This window comes from Natrinema soli (assembly GCF_028618695.1).
This window is the reverse complement of the sequence record NZ_JAQIVI010000057.1, coordinates 5,074-22,839: the sequence shown is the minus strand read 5'-3', so window position 1 is coordinate 22,839 and position 17,766 is coordinate 5,074. Positions and strand designations below refer to the sequence as shown.

Below are 17,766 nucleotides of genomic sequence, written 5' to 3'. Positions count from 1 at the left end.
AGCGGCCTCAAGCGTGGTCTTGGTCTGCTCGCTGAATTGGTTCCAAGCGTATGAGAGATTCTGCTGAGTCGGTACCTTATTCAAACCTAGCTGTTTCAGCAGTGCTGGACGGTTTTCAAGCCGATCTGCGACCTCGCTTTGGGCGAGGTCGTAGATCGTCTGGTAGATGTAGACTCGTGCCATTGACTCTGTTCCGAACGAGACTTTGTGCTGTTGTCGAGTGTCAGTTAGTCCATCCACGGGAATCGAGACGTCTCCAAGTACACGCCAGAGATGATCAGCTGTTTCACAGACTTTCTTGGCGTGGATGACGATCGCCCCCGCCAAAGCGGGGGCATCGTCGTCAACTGCAGGAGTGATGTTAGATGCCATTGACAGTCAGTCCAGATACTGAAACCGAAGGAGAGACCCCCCATTAGGGCACCACATTTGGACCCACGCCGAACGGTTATTTACGTGCCAAGAGCTACTTGGAGTATGGCTCAAGATGGATCCCTTGTTGAATCGCTTCCAGACCGCCCACTCAAGGATACTGAGCGTGACTCACTCGAACGACACGAGAGCATCCAGTCAATAATGCCTCAGACGACGAAATTTGATCCGGAACACGGGATGGTTATGGACACTGCGATGTTCATCGGCTACGACTGGGTGACAGCCGTGACCTACGAAGCAGGTCACGGCTGGAGGGTTGTCTACGAGAGCGGTATGGAAGATAACATCCTCTCAGATGGGTTTCTGCGAAGCGAGGAGCTCTACGAAGAGCATCCGATCCAGCAAGGAATGGACGCTATGAGCGCTGTTGCCTCGGAAGACGAAGAATAGTTTCTTTTTCAAACAGCTTCTCTGAGGACGATCGTAACGGGTGTCAGCTGTATGGTGGTTTGTAGAACTTGAGATCCCGAAGTTGTGAGAGGAACAACTCGAGATTTGATATCGTCCTTTCTGGTTTATCTATTCGGGAGCGCCACGTGGGGCCTGGTGGACACGTGCACTATCTTCATATGTGTGAGACACGTATTTGGGATACAATGGAACTTGAAGAGTTCAAGCGAGTCCTAGAAGAACAGACAGAGGGGCGTTCGCAACTCAGTAAGGATTCGCACGAGGTCGGACGAAAACTCGCCAATCTCCCGGATTAGTTGTCACTCTTCTCGGAGCCGGTCTATGAACGCTCGTTTCCCATCGTCATTTTCCTCACGTAAATGAGTAGCATCTGCCTCTTCTAAGACAGTGACCACAAACTCACGCGTCCGCTTGAGATGACGAGCGGTATAGTGGGTGTGATAGTCAGATCGACTAAAATCAAGGTCACCGAACTCAATTAGGATGCCTTCCTTTCGCTCAGCAGCCTCATAACCAAAGCCATTTGCGTGTTTGAATTTCAAGAAATGGTTCCGAAGAGTGAGTATTCGCTTCGAGTCGTAAATATAACCTTTTGCCCAGGGATACCAGACATCCTCCTCACCAGTGTCTGGCATCACAAACCCCCCATCGAATGATGAGAGGTAACGATCCAGTAGTCCAATTCCTGTTCTATGATTCGTGTTCGGCATAGGATGTGAGAGAATAAAATGAGAGAGCAATTCAGCCCCAACATCAGGGACTTGCTGCCGCCATTCAACCTGATTCAAGATATCGGGGATGGCCTCTAAATTCATCTTCTTGTATGTAGAGAAGGTCTCCCCTTGCTCTTCCTTTTCTGTGATTATTCCGTCAAAGAGGGTGATGACTTCGCGTAACACATAGTTGTCACCCTCTGTGAAGTGCTCGTTGATCCATTGAAGAGTTTCTTCCTCACTTTCGAAATTCAAATACGCTGACTCGAATGGGGTCTTTGTATAGATGAGATATATTGTGTTATCTCCAATATCATCTTGCGAAGTGGCAATTTCTAAATCTTTATCGCGATGCAATTCAGACAATTTCTTGGCTATCACCCCCTTGTCGTCTGCAAGGAAGTTCAATGAGTATCGACTATCTCCAGAATCATGTAACTTCAAGACTGTTTTGTTGTCGTTCATGAATTCTTAGCGACAGACCTCTTGGTTACTCATTGCCATCACTCCCTTCACAGACGACCTCGCGGAGTTCCTCGAGTAGATCGGGGGCGCTCTGCTTCCCCCTCATTCGTCGACCAGCTCCCACAGATAAGCGTTCCCAACCTTCCGTGATGTGATCTCACCTTCGTCCTCGAGCTCGTGAAGCTTGGCGTTCGCCGTTCGATACTTGCATCCGACCTCGTCAGCCACGTCCTGCGTGCCCGCAGCGCCGCCGAGTTCCTCGAGCGCGGTGAGAAAGTCCTCAAGCGGGTACGTCTTGGTGTAGCGGCCAGAGTCGTCGTTACGTTCTGCCATTACGTCGTCCTTTGCATGCATCTGCATTAGTCCCTTCGCGATGAATCCTAATACGCCTTTGCAGCTAACTGCTGCAGTAAGATGCAAAGGTTTGATGCAGTTGCCTGCATAGGGTGGAGTAAGCACTGATCGGTTGTAGAAACCGACGGGCGCTGGAACGCCCGCCGAAGTGCTGAAGCAAACAGCATGAACCAGAACGTTACCCGAAGCCAAGAAGTTGGCGAACAATTCGACGACCGAGACCGACGCGCCCTCGAGCAATATCTGACCGTCCTGGAGGACGTCGGCGACGTGGCCGGCCGCCGCGGTGAGTACGAGGTCGTGAGCGAATCCGGCAGTAGCTACGTCGTGAACACGCTGCTCGGGGCGTGCACCTGTCCTGACCACGAGTACCGAGACGTCAAGTGTAAGCACCGACGCCGAGTCGGGTTCGCGACGGGCGAGCGTACGGTTCCTGATAGTGGGGACGTCGCCGGCAAGCTCGGTGAACACGTCACCCGTGACGACGTCGACGGACACGAGGAGAGCGAGAGTGCGGACGATGTCGAGACGTGCAGGTGCGAGTGTGGGGAACTGAATACGGTGGATGCTGGCGACGATCTTGAGTGTTGGAGTTGCTTCCGAGACACCGACAGCATCGAGGTTACTACCGAGTCTGACTCAGGCAAGGTCGCCATGACCGACGGAGGTGTGACTGTTCGCGAGGCTGTTGAAGATGCGGAGCTCCTCGAGGACGACGCCGATCCGTGGAAGGGACCCTTCGCAGAGTACGACAAGTACGGCCAGCTGACGGACGCGAAGTTCTACCGCTGCCGTGACTGCGCTCGTGAGGTCGTGACTGGACGTAAGGAGTTCGCCACTCACAGGGAGGGGTGTCGGTTCGATGAGTGAGTACTCAGTCTCGTGACTGTTGCTCGCCGGCACTGGGCTGTATCTGATGGCTGCCTCGCTGGCCCTTTGTGCTATCCGAGGGTTCGCCTAATGGCACACTGCGATAACTGTGGCAACCATGTTACAGATCGATACAAGCGTGTGTTTTCGGCCAACGACGGGACGTTACACGCTTGCTCGAATTGTCGGGACACGGCTGAAATGCTCGGTGGCGAGGGAGCTGGCGAGTAACCACAAGACAGATACCTAGAGATTTAAATTAGAGAGACAGACATATGATCGAAACTATCGAATCCACGGACGAGACGATCAAACTCCATCGAAGGACGGAGTGAATCAGCGCATGGTCGAACTCGATGCTCGAGGCGTCCCGATTGAACACGAGTGCCACGACTGCGATGCGACGTTCCCACTTCGCACTCTGCCGGAGGTGACTGACGGGATTAACGTCTCGCTCTGACGGGACTGCATGACGGACCACCTTTAGAACTCAGCTTTGCACGTTGTATAGCTGACAGTTAGATTGGAGAAACGGGCGCGAATGGACTCACCGGCTTTGGCAGAGGTTGTGACTCCAGCGGCGAGACGACTCAGGTCCCGATGGTTCACGAATAGCCGGTAGAATCGCTCTTTTGCCCGTTTCGGCTGCTCATATGTGAGATAGTCAACGTGCAAAGCTGAGTAGCGAAACTACAGAGCCGAAAGTATTATGATCGCTATGGCCGTCCACGCCTGACGGCCAACCCCGATACCATCGCGTTCCGGCGGGATGTGTTCAGCCACAGGTATATGATTATTGCCGGGTTCGGCGGTGATTCCGAATGACCAAACCCAAACCTATTCATCGACTCGAGGAAACGCTTGGCGGCGTCCGCGTCGTCACGAAAGCCCTCTCGAATCTGTACGACTACCGCTCGGCGAACGTTCTCAAGCGCGAGTACTCGGCACTGTTCACGTCGTGCGTCCCGAAGAAAGGCGGCCCCAAACGAGTCCGAATCGCCAGCGCCGCTCGCTTTGGTGCCGCCACCGAGTGGCAGATCTACGGCGTGAACGGCATCTATGCGGAGGTGTCGCTCACCGAGCGCGAGCTGTCCGCCGCCGAGTGCGCCTACTGCGACGAGCACATAATGTACCAGGATACTGAACCGGTCGTCGAGTTTTCAATCCCACACCCGGAGGAACTCCGCGCGGCGGTCCTCAAAAACAACGCGTTTCCCACATCCTGTTTCGAGGCTATCATCGAGGATTCCGATCGGAGACACGACATGCTCACAGACCTGCAAGAACGGATCGAAACTGAAGTGTGAGCAAATCAACTGAAGCCCTAGATAGGGACTCTCACCAATCTCGCTCCCAAATGTCGTCCCGAAGTAGCCAATTTGTCCACGTTTACACGATGGGGAATGTCAAGGTTCGTCAGTTAGGAGCGGTTCAAATTCTCGTTCTTCTCGAGTCGCAACAAAGGCTTCGGCAATATCCTCGGGAGTCAACTGTTGTGCTGCAGATTTGAGTAATGCATTGTGCAGTTCACGTTTCTGTACAGCTTCATAGCCATCGCGACGGAGCATAATCTCGGCTTCGAATAGAAGGCCAGATGCACCATCAATCGTATCCCACGTCTCAGGAAGGCAGTAGATCGAATGCTGTGTCCGTGTCTTCGCAGTCGGGAATGCTGGCTCTGTTTGAGAATCGTATGCTGAGACGCTATCACGATCCTCAGACGTAGTGTCGTTTCCTGATGATTCTTCACCTGCTGTGGAGTCATCTGCAAGGGTACCGGCAAGTTCGTCCAGCGCCTCATCACCAGGATCGGACTCCTCCGAATCGTCAGCAAGATCGTCGAACGGCATTACCGTATCACCCCCCCATTCTCGACGGTTTGGGCAAGTTCCTCATAACATTTGAGTTGGTCACACTCTGGGTCATAATCGCGTAGCGGTTTGCGAGCACGATGTGCTTTATCGATACTAGCACGGTGACGGATACCAGGGAGATCACCATTGTAGTTGCCAGCGTCGATTGCTTCCCAGTCAGCCGCAGAGAGATGTGCGAAGTTTGGGACGCACGATGCAAGTTCATCACGGCTATTAATTGCGTACAGCAGGTTTCGGTCTCGGGTGTCCTGATCGAGACGTTCGCTAAGATCAGTTGGAACGAGTGCAAGTAATTGGAGGTCGAAGTACTGGCGCGCTTCTTGGATCAGACGTTTGTTCGTCTGCGTGATTCCAGATTCCCATCCACTCTCTGGACGGAGTGGAACAATGAGATTTTTTGTTGCAAACAGGGCATTGTCGTTGAGCTTTCCTCGATTAGCTGGCGTATCGACAACGATATAGGAGTATGTATCCCCAAGCAGAGGATCAACGACGTTACGGTTAAGTCGTTGACTTGAGGCCATTGCTGATTTCAGATTTGTCTCCACCTCCTCAAGAGCTTCATGGGACGGCAGAAGATCAAGATCATCGGTAACTGGAACGACGTGATCTAACGGATCAGCGCCGTCAAGTAGGACTTCTTGAACGTGGTTGTCGGATTCGTACTGGTCGCGGTAGCCAAGGTTGAATGTGGTATGCCCGTTGTCGTCGAGATCAACAAGGAGAACACGGCCATTTCTCTCTGCGAGTTCTCGTGCAAGATTGATTGCGGTAGTTGATTTCCCAAAACCACCTTTGAGGACGTTAACTGCGACAGCTCGAGGTTTTTTCGTGAGATTGGAATCGCTAGCCATAAAGGACAGATCACGTAGCCACAGTATAAAGTGTGATGGAAAGAGACCATGTATAAACATGAGAGGATCCCATCACATGACTGAAGTTCGATCCTGTTTGCAAATCCCCCACAATATAGAAATGGGTCACAGTATGTAATGTAACTACATTCTAGAATGTAGGAATAGAAGGATTAGCATGGACGGTCAGCGAATTAGTCTTGAGAATGGTGAGCCTGGGACTGGAGCTCGCCAGGCAAAGACACAGCCAGAGTACCTCAAAGATATCCAGAAGTCGAAGACGGGATAGCTTACTGAGAAAGGTTCATTGAAAGAGGTCTTAAAGGGGGCACCCCCGGGGGCGTCCAGAAAAGACGGGAGAAAGAGCGATCTTCCTCATAACAAAGAGAAACTGTAAGTATAAGTGAATAGTGTAATAAGAATGTAATATAGTTTCTAGTTCGAAATCTATAAGTGATGTACTATTGTACAGAACCGCAAAGCAGATACTAGAAAGCAAGAGAGGATGAATATCCGACCGCGCTTTCGGTTGTTTTCACTATAGTTCTTTTTTAGGAAAGAGGCTGTGGATTTTGCTGTCTCAGACACTGATAACTTAGTTTTCACCGTGGTCCTTTTCCCGCTAATTCCGGACGCCCCCGGGTGGGGGTGGTTTGACCACCCGTGTTTCTGGACATTATGGGGGGTTCTGGACACTACGGTTATTTGTACAATGAATGCGTTGCCTCCTATCATGACCGAGTACTTTCAGGACCGATCGGCGATCTTCGAAAGCGAACGCATCCTGAAAGAGAGTTACACACCAAATGATCTTCCAGAACGAGAAGAGCAACTCAAACGACTTGGGCTAGAGGTTCTTTCCCCAGTTCTCAACGATGCACCCCCTCACAACGCGTTTCTGTACGGTAAGCCTGGGCAAGGGAAAACAGCAGCTGCACGTTTTCTCCTTGAGAAACTGCAAGAGGAAGTTGATGAGCGGAGCGGAATCAACTTAACTACTATTTTTCAAACGTGTAAAGGGCATCACTCTTCATATCAGGTCGCGTGTGATCTTGTAGAACAATTAACTGGTGATAACCCGAATGGCCATCCGAAGAGGAAAGTATTCGCCCGACTGTACGATGCTCTTCAAGAGATTAGTGGAATCATCGTTATTGTCCTTGATGAAGTCGACAATATTGGAAACAAAGATATGATTCTTTATGAGCTGCCACGTGCGCGTGATAACGGCCATATTGAGGACATGGATGTTTCCGTGATTGGAATCAGCAACGACATGACGTTCTACGATGAACTTGACCCTCGAGCCAAGGATTCGCTATGCGAGGTCGAAATTCACTTCCCGCCGTATGATGCTGATCAACTGCGGAGTATTCTCGATCGTCGGTCAAAAAAAGCATTTGTCAATAGTGCCGTCACGCAGGAAGCCGTCGCACTAGCAGCGGCGCTTGCTGCTCAAGATTTAGGATCTGCGCGGCAGGCGATCCGATATTTGTACAAGGCTGGTGAGTTCGCTGCCCTGAATGATGAATCGCAGGTCGCTGAGGAACACGTCCGTAAGGCTGAGGATCATGTTGAGCAGATGAACATTGCGCAGAGCATACGTGATTTAACAACGCAGGACCAGTTGGCGTTACTAGCACTCACTTCGTTAGCGACTAGGAATGAAACGCCAGCACCAACACCAGAGGTGTACTCGCGCTACACAGATATCACATCTCATGTGGATACGAACTCAATTGCAATGCGTCGGGTTCGTAGTCATCTCCATGATCTAGATATGATTGGTGTTGTCTCGGGCGCGAAGCGCAGTGGTGGGTCGCGTGGCGGCCCAAAGTATTACTGGGAATTGAACACGGATTTCGATACTACGGTTAATGTCTTAACTGAGGAAAACCGGTTCACTGATGTTCTTGACTTGATAGACAGACCGTAACAGCTTTTCTGGACATTCAGGGGTCAACTGGACGCAATGGATTCTTTAGTTAGAATTGTATCTCATTCTCAATCCTACATGATGTACTGTGTCCACCATTTCCAGAATATTAGGCGGTATTCGCGCGTCGGTACGTCTGTTGACGCCACTGCAGGCTATATTGATTTCTTGCATTTAATCTAGAGGGAGGATAACATGATTACCTCTAAAAGATGTCTATACATCTCCGAATGTAGCAATAGAGGTGTTAGCACAGAACGGTAAAGAGATTGTGAAGGACTTGGTAACAACTCCGATCTACTGCGTTTCTTGTCTGCTTGCGCGGACTCTGACGCTCCTTGAGGACGGGGGCTTCACCTGTAAAAGTTGAATTCGTCATACCTTGAGCTGGCCGGTAGACAGGTCTTCCTCGAGGACGAATCCGGCACCGGTCAACGCTGCTTTCGCCGTGTGGAGTTCGTCGATCGACAGGTCCGGTCTGAGATCGCAGACGATGAGCGTCTCTTGTTCCTGCCGGTCGTCGTCGGTCTCACTCATCGCTATCCTCCTAACTGATTTAGAATCACTTGCTGTTCTCGACGTGCAGATCTCAGTATGGTGGAAAACACGATACGAAGACTGGGCCGCAGATCGTCCGCGTTCCGGCGGACGACCTGCTGTCCGTCTCGGCTGACAAAGCCTTCCACAATTGGCACACCAAGTACGAATTCTACGCGCTCGGTGTCGAACCGCTCATCTTACAACGTAGATCGAGATCACTCACGGTAGGGCATAATGCGCTTATCCGGGCAAAAGACCATTCACTGCGCTGAATGGCCGAAGATTCCTACTCGATGACGAAGCGCTCGCTCGGCGACGCCGTGCGAGCGCTGGACTGGTATCACAGTTTCGTGAGATCGTCCTCATGTTCCGCCATCGGAAATATAGAATCGCTCTGTAAGCCACTCTAACCGTGATTCAGCAGCTATTCAACACGGCACTTGAAAGTAAAACTCCAGGATAGAAGCGTCTATCAGTACATCGACGTGCCAGAAGAGACGTATCGCGGGTTGATGGGCACAAAATCTCTCGACCGGTATTTCAACGCCCATATCCGTGGCCACAGCTATCACCGAATCCAATGACGATGCCAGTAGTCAAGCACAGTCATCCGGGGGCAGTCACGATATCACCGTGATCACCGTCTCCGGCAGTGCGCTTCAATTGGAATCTGAAATCTCTGAAGACACGTGAACCGCATGAGCCTCTGCTACCTCTACGAGATCGTAGACGTGAATCCCGGTTTTGAACCACAGCACACGATCGCTTGCCTCACCGAACTCGTCGCGAGCACAGTCCAGATTTTCGGAGACAGCAACGATCAGGTTCCCGGCATCTGCTTGGCGAATCTTCTCGAGCTTTGACTCGAGGTACTCGGGCGTCCAGAATCCCATAATCTCGAGAATTGCTCGTCGGCCGTCGGGATGTTCGATCGCGAAATCGGGAATCAACACTTCCTCACCGATATCGAGGATATCATCCTCGCGGACTAACTTCCAATCGGTCGTCGCCCGCTCCCACTTCTGGGCCAGCGTTCGCTCGAGATCGCTGTCAAACCGTTTGCCAGCACTGTAGTGAGACTCAAGATCGTCAGTCTGATCGAGTGTGAATCGATGTGTTTCCCCTATCGTGTCGTCGACGAGAATCTCTGCGGCCATCTCCCAGCGATCACACAGCGGTAACGCCGGCAAGAAGTTCGCCATCCGGATGCCGTACTTTTGGGACTTGGAGAACAACGAGGCAGGCCCGTCCAGCACTGCTTCGTAGCCGTCGGCGAGATCAGTGCCTGTCACACGGTGCCCGTTGCTGTCGATTGGATAAATCCGGTGCATCAACCCGAACAGCTTCACGTAGCTGAATACCGTCCCGAAGTGATCCCACACGCGGATGCGCATACGCGTTGCATCGTAAAGGACCGCCTGTGCGAGTGCGAGATTGTAGCGAGTCAGCAACCACTCTACAGTGAGCGTTGTATCCTGGTAGGCTTCATCACTGCTGCCAGTCAGTTTCGTCGTTGACGGTGTCTTGTCACCAGTCTCCTGTGCTGTACTCTCATCAACGGTGCGCTCTCCCAGCCGCACGAGACGCTTGTTTTCCTCGAGGTCTGCGTACATTCCCTGGTGACACTCGGCAAGAGAGATGCCCAATTCGTCGGCGACGGTGCTATACACGTCGAGCTTCTGGGTATCCTCACCGAGTGTTGGCTGGCGAACGATTGGATACTGTTCGTTCGCGTACTCGAAGAGGTGTTGGCGGATCGTTTTAGGTTCGATCGGTGCGTGTACCTCGAATTCACACTCGTCTGTGAGGAGCTTTGCGAACCCCTGGATGATCTTGTACTCCGTATTATCGATCGTGAGTTCATTGATCGCTGCCTCGAGGTCGCCCTTGGGCTCGCCCAGGTGGGCTTCGAACAGCTCAATGAGCTCTCGAGCGGTCTCCCGGTAGCGTTCTTCAGTGGGATCGATGAACAGAGGAACGACTTCTCCGCCAGTTGTTCGTGAGCGAGCGAGATCAGCTGTCAGCACTGGAATTCACCCCCTGCCGGCGTTGCTGAGAGACGTACCGTTCCTTCGTGTTCGCGGCGATGATCTCGTACAGTCGTGCGGGCTGTCGATCGTCTGTTGGGCGGAGAATTCGGCCAAGGCGTTGAGCGTACTGGCGTTTTGAGGCACTTCCGGAGAGGATGATTCCCACATTGGCCGCGGGGACGTCGATTCCTTCGTCGAGGACCTGCGATGTCACGAGCATCGAGTACTCGCCAGTCTGGAAGCGCTCGAGAAGGTCGGTTCGCTCGTCAGTCGGTGTCTGATGGGTGATGCAGGGAACGATGAATTCCTGGGAGATATCGTAGGCAAAGTCGTTGTTGGCGGTAAAGATGATGACACGGTCGTCGTGATGCTGTTTGATGAGCGTATCGAGGGTATCGAGCTTTTTGTGGGCTGTTCGGGCAATCTCCTCGGCGCGCTGTTTGGCGATCAGTGCCCGTCGCCCCTGTGAATCGTAGGACGAGCGTCTGAGAAACTCCTGATACCCTCGTTCCTTCCAGATGTCGAACTCGTGGCTATCGACGTACTCACGATAGATCTCGTACTCCGTGTCGTACTGCTGGCGTTCCTCGGGTGTGAGTTCGACCTCGAGGTGGATAGTTTCGTACTCACTGAGGAACTCGCCGGCGAGCGCATCCACATTCTCTTCGTAGACGACTGGACCGAGCAGCTCTTCGAGCGTCTCGTGTTTGTTGTCGGCCCGTTCGTAGGTGGCGGTGAGTCCGAGTCGGTACGGAGCGATCATCATCTCAGGGATCTGGCGGTAGGTCGGAGCCGGTAGGTGATGCACCTCGTCGACGATGAGGAGACCGAACTGATCACCGTACTCGTTGACGTAGCGATAGGCGCTGTCGTAGGTCGTGACAGTCACGGCAGTGATGTCGTGAGACCCACCGCCGAGGACACCGACGCCATTCGGCAGTTGGTCACCAAAGGCATTGGTCAGTGTGGCGTGCCACTGGTTCATGAGATCGATTGTCGGAACAACAACGAGTGTCGCGACGCCAGCGTCCATGATCGCTTGCAGTCCGAGAAAGGTCTTCCCACTGCCGGTCGGCAGCACGACACTGCCCCGGCGTTCGTGCTCGCGCCAGGCCTCGAGAGCGGCCTGCTGGTAGTGACGAGGGTCAACTTGAATGGTCGGTGTGAGTGCGAGATCGGGATAGGAACAGGCGCTGTCCTCGAGATCGAGAGGCTGGGATTGACGAGCGCTCTGCCGGAGAGTCGATTGGCCATCGTCACTGGAGTCGGTCTGCCACTTGTCTGCCCAGTCAAGAAGCGACCGATAGCGATAGGCCTGAGCTCGAAATTCGTCGACGCGGTCATCCCACTCTGCGTAGGGAACTCCCTCAGGTGCGTCGCGGAGCAGGAGCGTTCCGTCGTCGAACTCGAGGTTCATCCGTGACCAGTATCGTCGATCAGTGCGGTTAGCTGTGTTGGAAAAGGCGTGATAGAGCTGCCGCGAACGGTTTTACTGTACCAAGTGCGTATGTCACCCCATGACCTTCGCGTCCACGTGGAATAATTTGCTCTCCGAGTGTGAGGCGCTCGAGGATGGCGCAACACTCATCACGCCGTTATCCGAGCAGCGGATTCGAATTACGGACGTCCAAGAGCATCGCATCATCGTAAGGTTCGTCGACTCAGAAAAATCTCGCCCGCTCCAGCGAGAGCAGTTCGAAACCCTCATCGACCGGGTTCGGAGCGGTATAGCTGCATTCGAACTCGATCGCCTTCCGCCAGAAGCTGATCCGTATCCAGCGGTATTGAGTCTCCACCCGCGTTTCGAGATCGACAAGCAGGCCGGAACGCTTCGTGAAACCGATGACCCAACGCCGTCTCAGTTCGTTCGAGGTGGCTCTTCTAATAGTGACGAGGAACGGACGGAGCCCGATCTCGCGGTCTACTCGGACACGCTGTTACTGATCGATGCGCTCGAGCGCTACGACGTTTCCGAACTCGAGGATCTGGAAACCGCCTCACTGGTCAACCTCTATACGCTGCTTTCGGACGTGCAACGAGATGCCGACAATCTCCGTGGAGACGTTACCAACGTCCTCCTCGATCGCATTCATCACGACCAGCCCGTTTACGGGCAATTCGGCTCCATCCAGCGGACCGGTCGAACGTATCGGTCGCTCCGGGACGAGGAGGAGGTCCTCGAGACGCTCGATGAAGCCGGCATTCCTCGTGAGCGGGTCACCAGTGTCGACTCGACGAAAGTCGACGAGGCGCTCGAGGTAACCGAGGTAGCACCGACGGACGTCTACGAGATCGAAGAGCGCGAGTACGTCCGTAAGGCCGAGGTCGACGAAGAGGAGAAGGAGACGCGGCTCCAGGGCCTCAAGGACCGCCTGTCTGCGACAAAGGGGACTGAAGCCGAGGAGCTACGAGACGAGATCGAAGAGTTGGAAGAACGGATCAACGACCTCACGAGCTTTCGATCCGGTGTGGAGGTGTAAGATGACGGCCTATCGCTTTCGCGTCAAACTCGAGTGGGATCCGACCGCGCTGTGGCGTGATATCATCGTCGGCGAGGACCGAACGTTAGCGGAATTCCAGGCCGTCATCAACGAGTCGATGGGACTCAATCAGGCCCATCTCTGGTTTTTCGGCGTGGGTCAAGACTACTGGCAAAGCAGTGTAAAGTACCAGCGTCCGGAAGAGTACGAAGATCTTCCGAGTGGTGAGGCGATGCGATGGGACGAGACGGTCTATAACGCAGGTGAGACGACGATTACTGAGTTGGCGAGGCAGTTGGATCTCAAGGTTGGTGACCGGATTTGCTATCTCTTCGATTACGGTGACGAGTGGCGGTTCTATGGGATTCTGAAGGAGAGTACTGACGATGAACCGGGCGGCAGGCGTCCCGAAGTGGTCAACGAGAAGGGCGATCCAGTCGACCAGTATTCACTTGACGATCATCCCCAATATCAGTGATTCGAAAAGGAACTAGTCAACCACTCTTCGGAAGCACATCGATAGTGGAGAGCCCTCCGATGATTTTGCTGTCATACTGAACCAACTATGGTACGCGGAGAAAGCGGTCATCATCGGCTACGATGGTGCTATAGTTGGTCCAGTGCGGGATGAGCTATCGCTACCAACAATCTCCTCCACAAGAGCATAGGATTATACTTTCTGCCACAACGGGTGTGACTACAAGGGCCTGCGTTGGGAGTATGTGCATACGTCATCCCAGAACAAACACCGTTGTTCAGGACGTGGACGAACTCATCTCCTGCAGAAGGTCCCATGTTTCTCCAGCTTGGAACTTTCCGATCTCCCCCTCATCTAACGCAGCTGCGCCTTGTGTGACTGCTGTCTGAAACTCTGCCGATGTTGGATTTACCCCAAGCTCGAGCAGATCACCAGCAATCGCTACAAGGATACCGCACACGATCGGTGCTGCAAAACTTGTTCCAGACTGCAGCAACGGTGTACCCTGCGAGTCCACGGGATGGTGTACGGGGGCAAGCACATCTGGAATCGCATTCCTGAAAGCGACGTTGCCGGACCACGGTTTTTCGTATCGGTGTTCGGCACACGAACGATCGGGGCTACAGCCCTGTTGTCCACAGAACGGGCCTTGCAGACCTTCATTCCGAACCCAGTATTGCCCAGATGCGTCGCTCTCAATGAGGTCCGAACGACAATGTGAGACAAACCCACCGACACCGATTGCATTGTCTACTCGAGCCGGACAGTTGACGGCCAGCGGATCATCTTGACGTCGATTACCTGCTGCGCTGACCAGGATCAATCCGTCCTCGATAGCAAGACGCGCCTCATCAGCAACACGACAGTGGCCACCACAGTCGTAGTCGTCTTCCTCGTGGTGAGCAATTCCGACTGACACGTTCAGAAAGTCGAGGCCGTGGCGACTCGCATCTGCGATTGCCTGAACGAGGTCTCCTCGCCGTGTTCGGCCGTTCTCTGCAATCACGCGGTACAGATTGAATTCTGCGTCCGGAGCGAAATAGCCGAGTGTTTCGAATACATCCCCACCGTGGCCAGTCGTATCGCTCACCGCCGAATGGACGTAATTTTCGCGGCGATTGACAGAGAACGCGTCTGCCAACTCCGGTCCTAATTGATAGAGCGAATCAACGATGCCGACTCGGATGAACTGGCCCTTGTTTTTCGAGTCACGGGCATCAAGCGTCTGAAGATATGACTCGAAAACACGTTGTCGAAGATCGACTACCGAGTCACACGTGGGCGGGAGTGCGGATTTCCCTCGGCAAGCACCTGCACATCATCTCGCTCGAGTTCGATCGATTTGACCCCGTCAAGCGTACAGAGCGATTCGATTGCTGTTTCTGGTGCAACTACTCTGAGCGTTGCACGTCCGATTTCGGCGTCGACAGTTGCACCAACCTGCTCAATTAGCTCACAGACGGTGTCATTGTCGTACTCACCAGAGACTCCGATGAGGAGCGTTACCTCTATTGGGCTCTTGCTCCCGCGCAGATCCTCGACCTGTGGATCGATGTACTCTGGCATTCTATCCGTGGCTTCGACTGCAAGGGATTTGATTCTTTCTTCTATAGCTGGGCACGTGACGTCTCCCTCAGTGCCGGTGATCTTCAGGCCGGATTTATTAACCAACAACTTTGGCCTTTTCAGGCAGTAATGAGACAAGCACGACGGAACGACCGTCCACACCGAAGTTTCGATCTTTTTCGAGATGGTGACGGTCATTGTGGGGTAACATCCTTGCCTTTTGCCTAGGTAACTATATCTGATCGGATACAAACTGTCGGATAATATGCGGCTGGTCCTTGCTGGGTCAAGCGCCACTTTCGTTGGAATCAGGGCGGCTGGGTGTCCCGAATTGGGCACTGACGAAAGTGTGACCGATGAGACGCAACTACTCGAGGTCGACATCGAATGAGCGCACTCGAGAGACAGATCAACTCACGCTACGACGATCCCGACACGTATTCGGGGGATCGTCCGCCAGACTGGGAAGCCCGTCGAAAGACGGTTTACCGACACGACGACTGGACATGTCAAGCGTGCGGTCGACAAAGCGGTCCGCATGCTGGTGACGAGGGGGTTCGGCTCCACGCCCACCATATCACTCCGCTGGCGGAGGGTGGCTCAAACCGGCTGTCAAATCTGGAAACACTGTGTGAATCATGCCACCAGGGGCATCACGACCACGATATCTTTACCGGTGACTGGGTCGGTGACGGCCCGCACGTGTATACGGTTGGGCCACTGCGAGCGACTGCACGCGGGATTTTTGCTGCGCTGGCAATCGCTCTGTGGGCCGTCCTCGTGGGTCGGGGAATTGCTCTCTCCGCAGGATATGCTCCGATGGCAATGGAGATCGAGGCTGCCCTCCTGGTGGGAGCGACACTGCTGGGTAGTCTGGTGGTCGTCTCGAAACCACTCCTCGTCACGAGTGTACTGGGAATCGTGGCCGCTGTGATGACGGCGGTTGCCTGGACCGACTTTGAATTGAGCCCCGAATTCGGACTCATTGGGGCGATCGTGTGGCCGCCAGTCCTCCTCGGTGCATGGGCTATTGCCTGTGACTACATTCAGTGATCGTTCTACTTGTGTCCACACCCACATCTAGGATTAAATATATATGCTAGTAGCTAAGAGACCCGAGCATGGCATACAGAACGAAAGGAGCCACAGTCCTGACCGGCCTGTTTGCATTCATCGCAACAACCGGAGTTGCTGCTGCCCAGGAGAGCGAGATCAACAACTCGCTGTCGGAGATTGAAGCCTTCGTCGCAACAACACTCGGCCAGCTCGGCATCATCGTCTTTCTCGTTGGTGCCGCTGCCTGGTTCGTCTCCGGCAAACATGCCGACCGTGCCCAGTGGGGCTGGCGAGGTATGTGGGGCGGCGCTGGGATGATCGTCCTCTCGGTCAGCTACAACGTGTTCGTGACGCTCTTCGAAAACCTCGCCCCGGGGATGGTCATCCCCTGGATCGCCTTCTAAGTAGCACAGCCAACAGAATCACGACTTCCCCCCTCAATCGACCCCCTTCACCCCCACACCCACGAATGGATGGCCACCGATTGTCGCTTGTACTGCTGCTCGTTGTCACTCTGACACTGTCAATTAGCGGTGCAGCGACGATGTCCACCGCGGAGACGACGGCCAACGACACAGACGTCTTCATCTCCGATAAACCGGATCCCGAGGCTGGCTCAGTCCCACCGTTCGTGCTCCCAGAGCTCGAGGAAGTCGATGAAGAAGCGAATATCTCGGTAACAGAGCTGAGTCAAATACGCGATTTCCACCATTCGACAACCCAACCCCCGTATCAGGTCGGCCCGGATCAGCAGACACTACAAGAGTATCATCTCGAGCAACTCGAGTCGATCGAGCGCAACGAGTCGACGAGTCTCTGGTTCCCAGACTCGAAACGCTCGAACGGCACGCTCGTCACGGACGCTCACGTAACGATCCTTGGGACAGCAGAGGGGACACAAACCCGTCTGGAGTCGGACGCAGGCACCCAAGACGACAACTCGAGTGAGTTATTGTTGGTACCGCGTGACGGGACGGTCTACACCCACGTCGATTATGCGACTCGCATCCCGGAGGGGACCTGCACCACGACCGACCAGACCCGGACCTGCCTCAATGTCACACTCACCGATCAGGAGGTCGACCGGACACTCGAGATCGGGTCCCAGTCATGGAGTGGTGATCCAGAGGCGCCCCACCAGCTCGACTACGCGGACGCGAACGCGAGCGGGGCGACAACGATGGAGGTGGAAGCGACGATCACCTCGAGGCTTGCAGTCCAGGAGACCACCTACGTCCGTGAGGGGACTGACTGGGTGCTGTCGAATACAACCGACAATGAGACGCTCGGACTCTCCCACACGGTCCAAGACGAGGCCCCCGTTGTCGTCACGACGAACCAAGAACTGTCGATCGAGCAGACGATCATCGAATCAGACGACGGTATCGACCGGCTCATCCTCGAGTTCGATGGCCCGGAGACGCTCCATGACCGTCGGCTCTGGAGTACTGCGACGTTCGAAGAAGGCGCTGGCAAGATCGAGAATATCTGGGGCGTCTACTCACAGCGCCAGTACGAGACCGCCACGCGGGGTCATCGGCCAGGTGATGAGCTACCGATCTCGCCGGATCAACCCGAGTCCAATACGACGGTACCAGTGCTCAACGACGCATCGTCGGGAGTGTCGACAGGGAATGAGACGCTCGAGCAACAACTTCCAGCGCCAGCGACCCACCAGGAGACCGTTCCGTTCCCGAACGTCCT

The 17,766-nt window shown here is 54.0% G+C and carries 20 protein-coding genes and 3 pseudogenes; 13 read left to right on the top strand and 10 right to left on the bottom strand.

Translation table 11 applies throughout. The features are described 5' to 3' along the window. Window positions 1-372, bottom strand: a pseudogene (locus PGX04_RS03660) (ISNCY family transposase); the annotation flags it as partial. Between the two features lie 105 nt (window positions 373-477). On the opposite strand from PGX04_RS03660, the gene PGX04_RS03655 reads away from it, so the two are divergent. Beyond that, window positions 478-825 carry a DUF7964 domain-containing protein gene (locus PGX04_RS03655; RefSeq protein WP_226778710.1) on the top strand — a complete coding sequence of 116 codons (348 nt, stop codon included), beginning with the start codon at window positions 478-480 and terminating at the stop codon, window positions 823-825. Between the two features lie 320 nt (window positions 826-1,145). Here the strand turns inward: PGX04_RS03655 and PGX04_RS03650 are convergent, their stop codons facing one another. After that, window positions 1,146-2,024, bottom strand: a complete 879-nt coding sequence (locus PGX04_RS03650) for a DUF8172 family protein (protein WP_273737270.1) — start codon at window positions 2,022-2,024, stop codon at window positions 1,146-1,148. A gap of 102 nt (window positions 2,025-2,126) precedes the next feature. Then, window positions 2,127-2,357 carry an ArsR family transcriptional regulator gene (locus PGX04_RS03645; RefSeq protein WP_273737269.1) on the bottom strand — a complete coding sequence of 77 codons (231 nt, stop codon included), beginning with the start codon at window positions 2,355-2,357 and terminating at the stop codon, window positions 2,127-2,129. A 186-nt stretch (window positions 2,358-2,543) separates the two neighbouring features. Here PGX04_RS03645 and PGX04_RS03640 point away from each other — a divergent pair, with 186 nt between their 5' ends. The 3 genes from PGX04_RS03640 (at window position 2,544) to PGX04_RS03635 (ending at window position 4,555) form a co-directional block, all read left to right on the top strand. Beyond that, a complete protein-coding gene (locus tag PGX04_RS03640) occupies window positions 2,544-3,248 on the top strand; it encodes a DUF8118 domain-containing protein (RefSeq protein WP_273737268.1) in 705 nt (234 codons plus the stop codon). A gap of 90 nt (window positions 3,249-3,338) precedes the next feature. Continuing rightward, a complete protein-coding gene (locus tag PGX04_RS34375; protein ID WP_425498429.1) occupies window positions 3,339-3,479 on the top strand; it encodes a DUF7563 family protein in 141 nt (46 codons plus the stop codon). A gap of 590 nt (window positions 3,480-4,069) precedes the next feature. Further along, entirely contained in the window at window positions 4,070-4,555 is a 486-nt protein-coding gene (locus PGX04_RS03635) for a hypothetical protein (RefSeq protein WP_273737267.1), read from the top strand. Window positions 4,556-4,654: 99 nt separating this feature from the next. On the opposite strand, the gene PGX04_RS03630 is transcribed toward PGX04_RS03635, so the two are convergent. Then, a complete protein-coding gene (locus tag PGX04_RS03630) occupies window positions 4,655-5,098 on the bottom strand; it encodes a DUF7970 domain-containing protein (protein ID WP_273737266.1) in 444 nt (147 codons plus the stop codon). After that, entirely contained in the window at window positions 5,098-5,976 is an 879-nt protein-coding gene (locus PGX04_RS03625; protein ID WP_273737265.1) for a ParA family protein, read from the bottom strand. Before PGX04_RS03625 ends, PGX04_RS03630 begins: the two co-directional genes overlap by 1 nt. Window positions 5,977-6,709: 733 nt before the next feature. Here PGX04_RS03625 and PGX04_RS03620 point away from each other — a divergent pair. Beyond that, window positions 6,710-7,912: a Cdc6/Cdc18 family protein gene (locus PGX04_RS03620; protein WP_273737264.1), complete on the top strand. Its 1,203-nt coding sequence runs from the start codon at window positions 6,710-6,712 to the stop codon at window positions 7,910-7,912. A 375-nt stretch (window positions 7,913-8,287) separates the two neighbouring features. On the opposite strand, the gene PGX04_RS03615 is transcribed toward PGX04_RS03620, so the two are convergent. Further along, entirely contained in the window at window positions 8,288-8,449 is a 162-nt protein-coding gene (locus tag PGX04_RS03615) for a hypothetical protein (protein ID WP_273737263.1), read from the bottom strand. Here PGX04_RS03615 and PGX04_RS03610 point away from each other — a divergent pair. Together PGX04_RS03610 and PGX04_RS34370 are read left to right on the top strand one after the other, a co-directional pair. After that, window positions 8,382-8,862, top strand: a pseudogene (locus PGX04_RS03610) (transposase); the annotation flags it as partial. The gene PGX04_RS03615 and the pseudogene PGX04_RS03610 sit on opposite strands and share 68 nt — an antisense overlap. Before the next feature lie 30 nt (window positions 8,863-8,892). After that, the gene (locus PGX04_RS34370) at window positions 8,893-9,036 is read left to right on the top strand and encodes a KTSC domain-containing protein (protein WP_377042261.1); all 144 of its coding nucleotides are present in this window, start codon (window positions 8,893-8,895) and stop codon (window positions 9,034-9,036) included. A gap of 75 nt (window positions 9,037-9,111) precedes the next feature. On the opposite strand, the gene PGX04_RS03605 is transcribed toward PGX04_RS34370, so the two are convergent. Next, a complete protein-coding gene (locus tag PGX04_RS03605) occupies window positions 9,112-10,479 on the bottom strand; it encodes a DUF790 family protein (protein WP_273737262.1) in 1,368 nt (455 codons plus the stop codon). Next, window positions 10,466-11,899, bottom strand: a complete 1,434-nt coding sequence (locus PGX04_RS03600) for a DEAD/DEAH box helicase family protein (protein WP_273737261.1) — start codon at window positions 11,897-11,899, stop codon at window positions 10,466-10,468. The genes PGX04_RS03605 and PGX04_RS03600 overlap by 14 nt, the downstream gene beginning before the upstream one ends. Before the next feature lie 100 nt (window positions 11,900-11,999). On the opposite strand from PGX04_RS03600, the gene PGX04_RS03595 reads away from it, so the two are divergent. Both PGX04_RS03595 and PGX04_RS03590 read left to right on the top strand, forming a co-directional pair. Further along, the gene (locus tag PGX04_RS03595) at window positions 12,000-12,962 is read left to right on the top strand and encodes a DUF7983 family protein (protein WP_273737260.1); all 963 of its coding nucleotides are present in this window, start codon (window positions 12,000-12,002) and stop codon (window positions 12,960-12,962) included. 1 nt (window position 12,963) lies between these two features. Beyond that, on the top strand, window positions 12,964-13,440 hold the full coding sequence (locus PGX04_RS03590) for an IS1096 element passenger TnpR family protein (protein WP_273737259.1): 477 nt from the start codon (window positions 12,964-12,966) through the stop codon (window positions 13,438-13,440). 277 nt (window positions 13,441-13,717) lie between these two features. Here the strand turns inward: PGX04_RS03590 and PGX04_RS03585 are convergent, their stop codons facing one another. Both PGX04_RS03585 and PGX04_RS03580 read right to left on the bottom strand, forming a co-directional pair. Continuing rightward, window positions 13,718-14,581 (bottom strand): S8 family serine peptidase, encoded by an 864-nt coding sequence (locus tag PGX04_RS03585; RefSeq protein ID WP_273737258.1) that lies wholly within the window; start codon window positions 14,579-14,581, stop codon window positions 13,718-13,720. A gap of 122 nt (window positions 14,582-14,703) precedes the next feature. After that, window positions 14,704-15,204, bottom strand: coding sequence for a hypothetical protein (locus PGX04_RS03580; protein WP_273737257.1), 501 nt, complete (start codon window positions 15,202-15,204; stop codon window positions 14,704-14,706). A 189-nt stretch (window positions 15,205-15,393) separates the two neighbouring features. On the opposite strand from PGX04_RS03580, the pseudogene PGX04_RS03575 reads away from it, so the two are divergent. The 4 genes and pseudogenes from PGX04_RS03575 to PGX04_RS03560 form a co-directional block, all read left to right on the top strand. Next, window positions 15,394-15,654 (top strand): annotated as a pseudogene (locus PGX04_RS03575) (HNH endonuclease); the annotation flags it as partial. Window positions 15,655-15,825: 171 nt separating this feature from the next. Continuing rightward, the gene (locus tag PGX04_RS03570; protein WP_273737271.1) at window positions 15,826-16,059 is read left to right on the top strand and encodes a hypothetical protein; all 234 of its coding nucleotides are present in this window, start codon (window positions 15,826-15,828) and stop codon (window positions 16,057-16,059) included. A gap of 68 nt (window positions 16,060-16,127) precedes the next feature. After that, the gene (locus tag PGX04_RS03565; RefSeq protein WP_273737256.1) at window positions 16,128-16,466 is read left to right on the top strand and encodes a hypothetical protein; all 339 of its coding nucleotides are present in this window, start codon (window positions 16,128-16,130) and stop codon (window positions 16,464-16,466) included. 140 nt (window positions 16,467-16,606) lie between these two features. Continuing rightward, on the top strand, window positions 16,607-17,766 hold a 1,160-nt coding region (locus PGX04_RS03560; RefSeq protein ID WP_465263789.1), incomplete at its 3' end, for a DUF8186 domain-containing protein.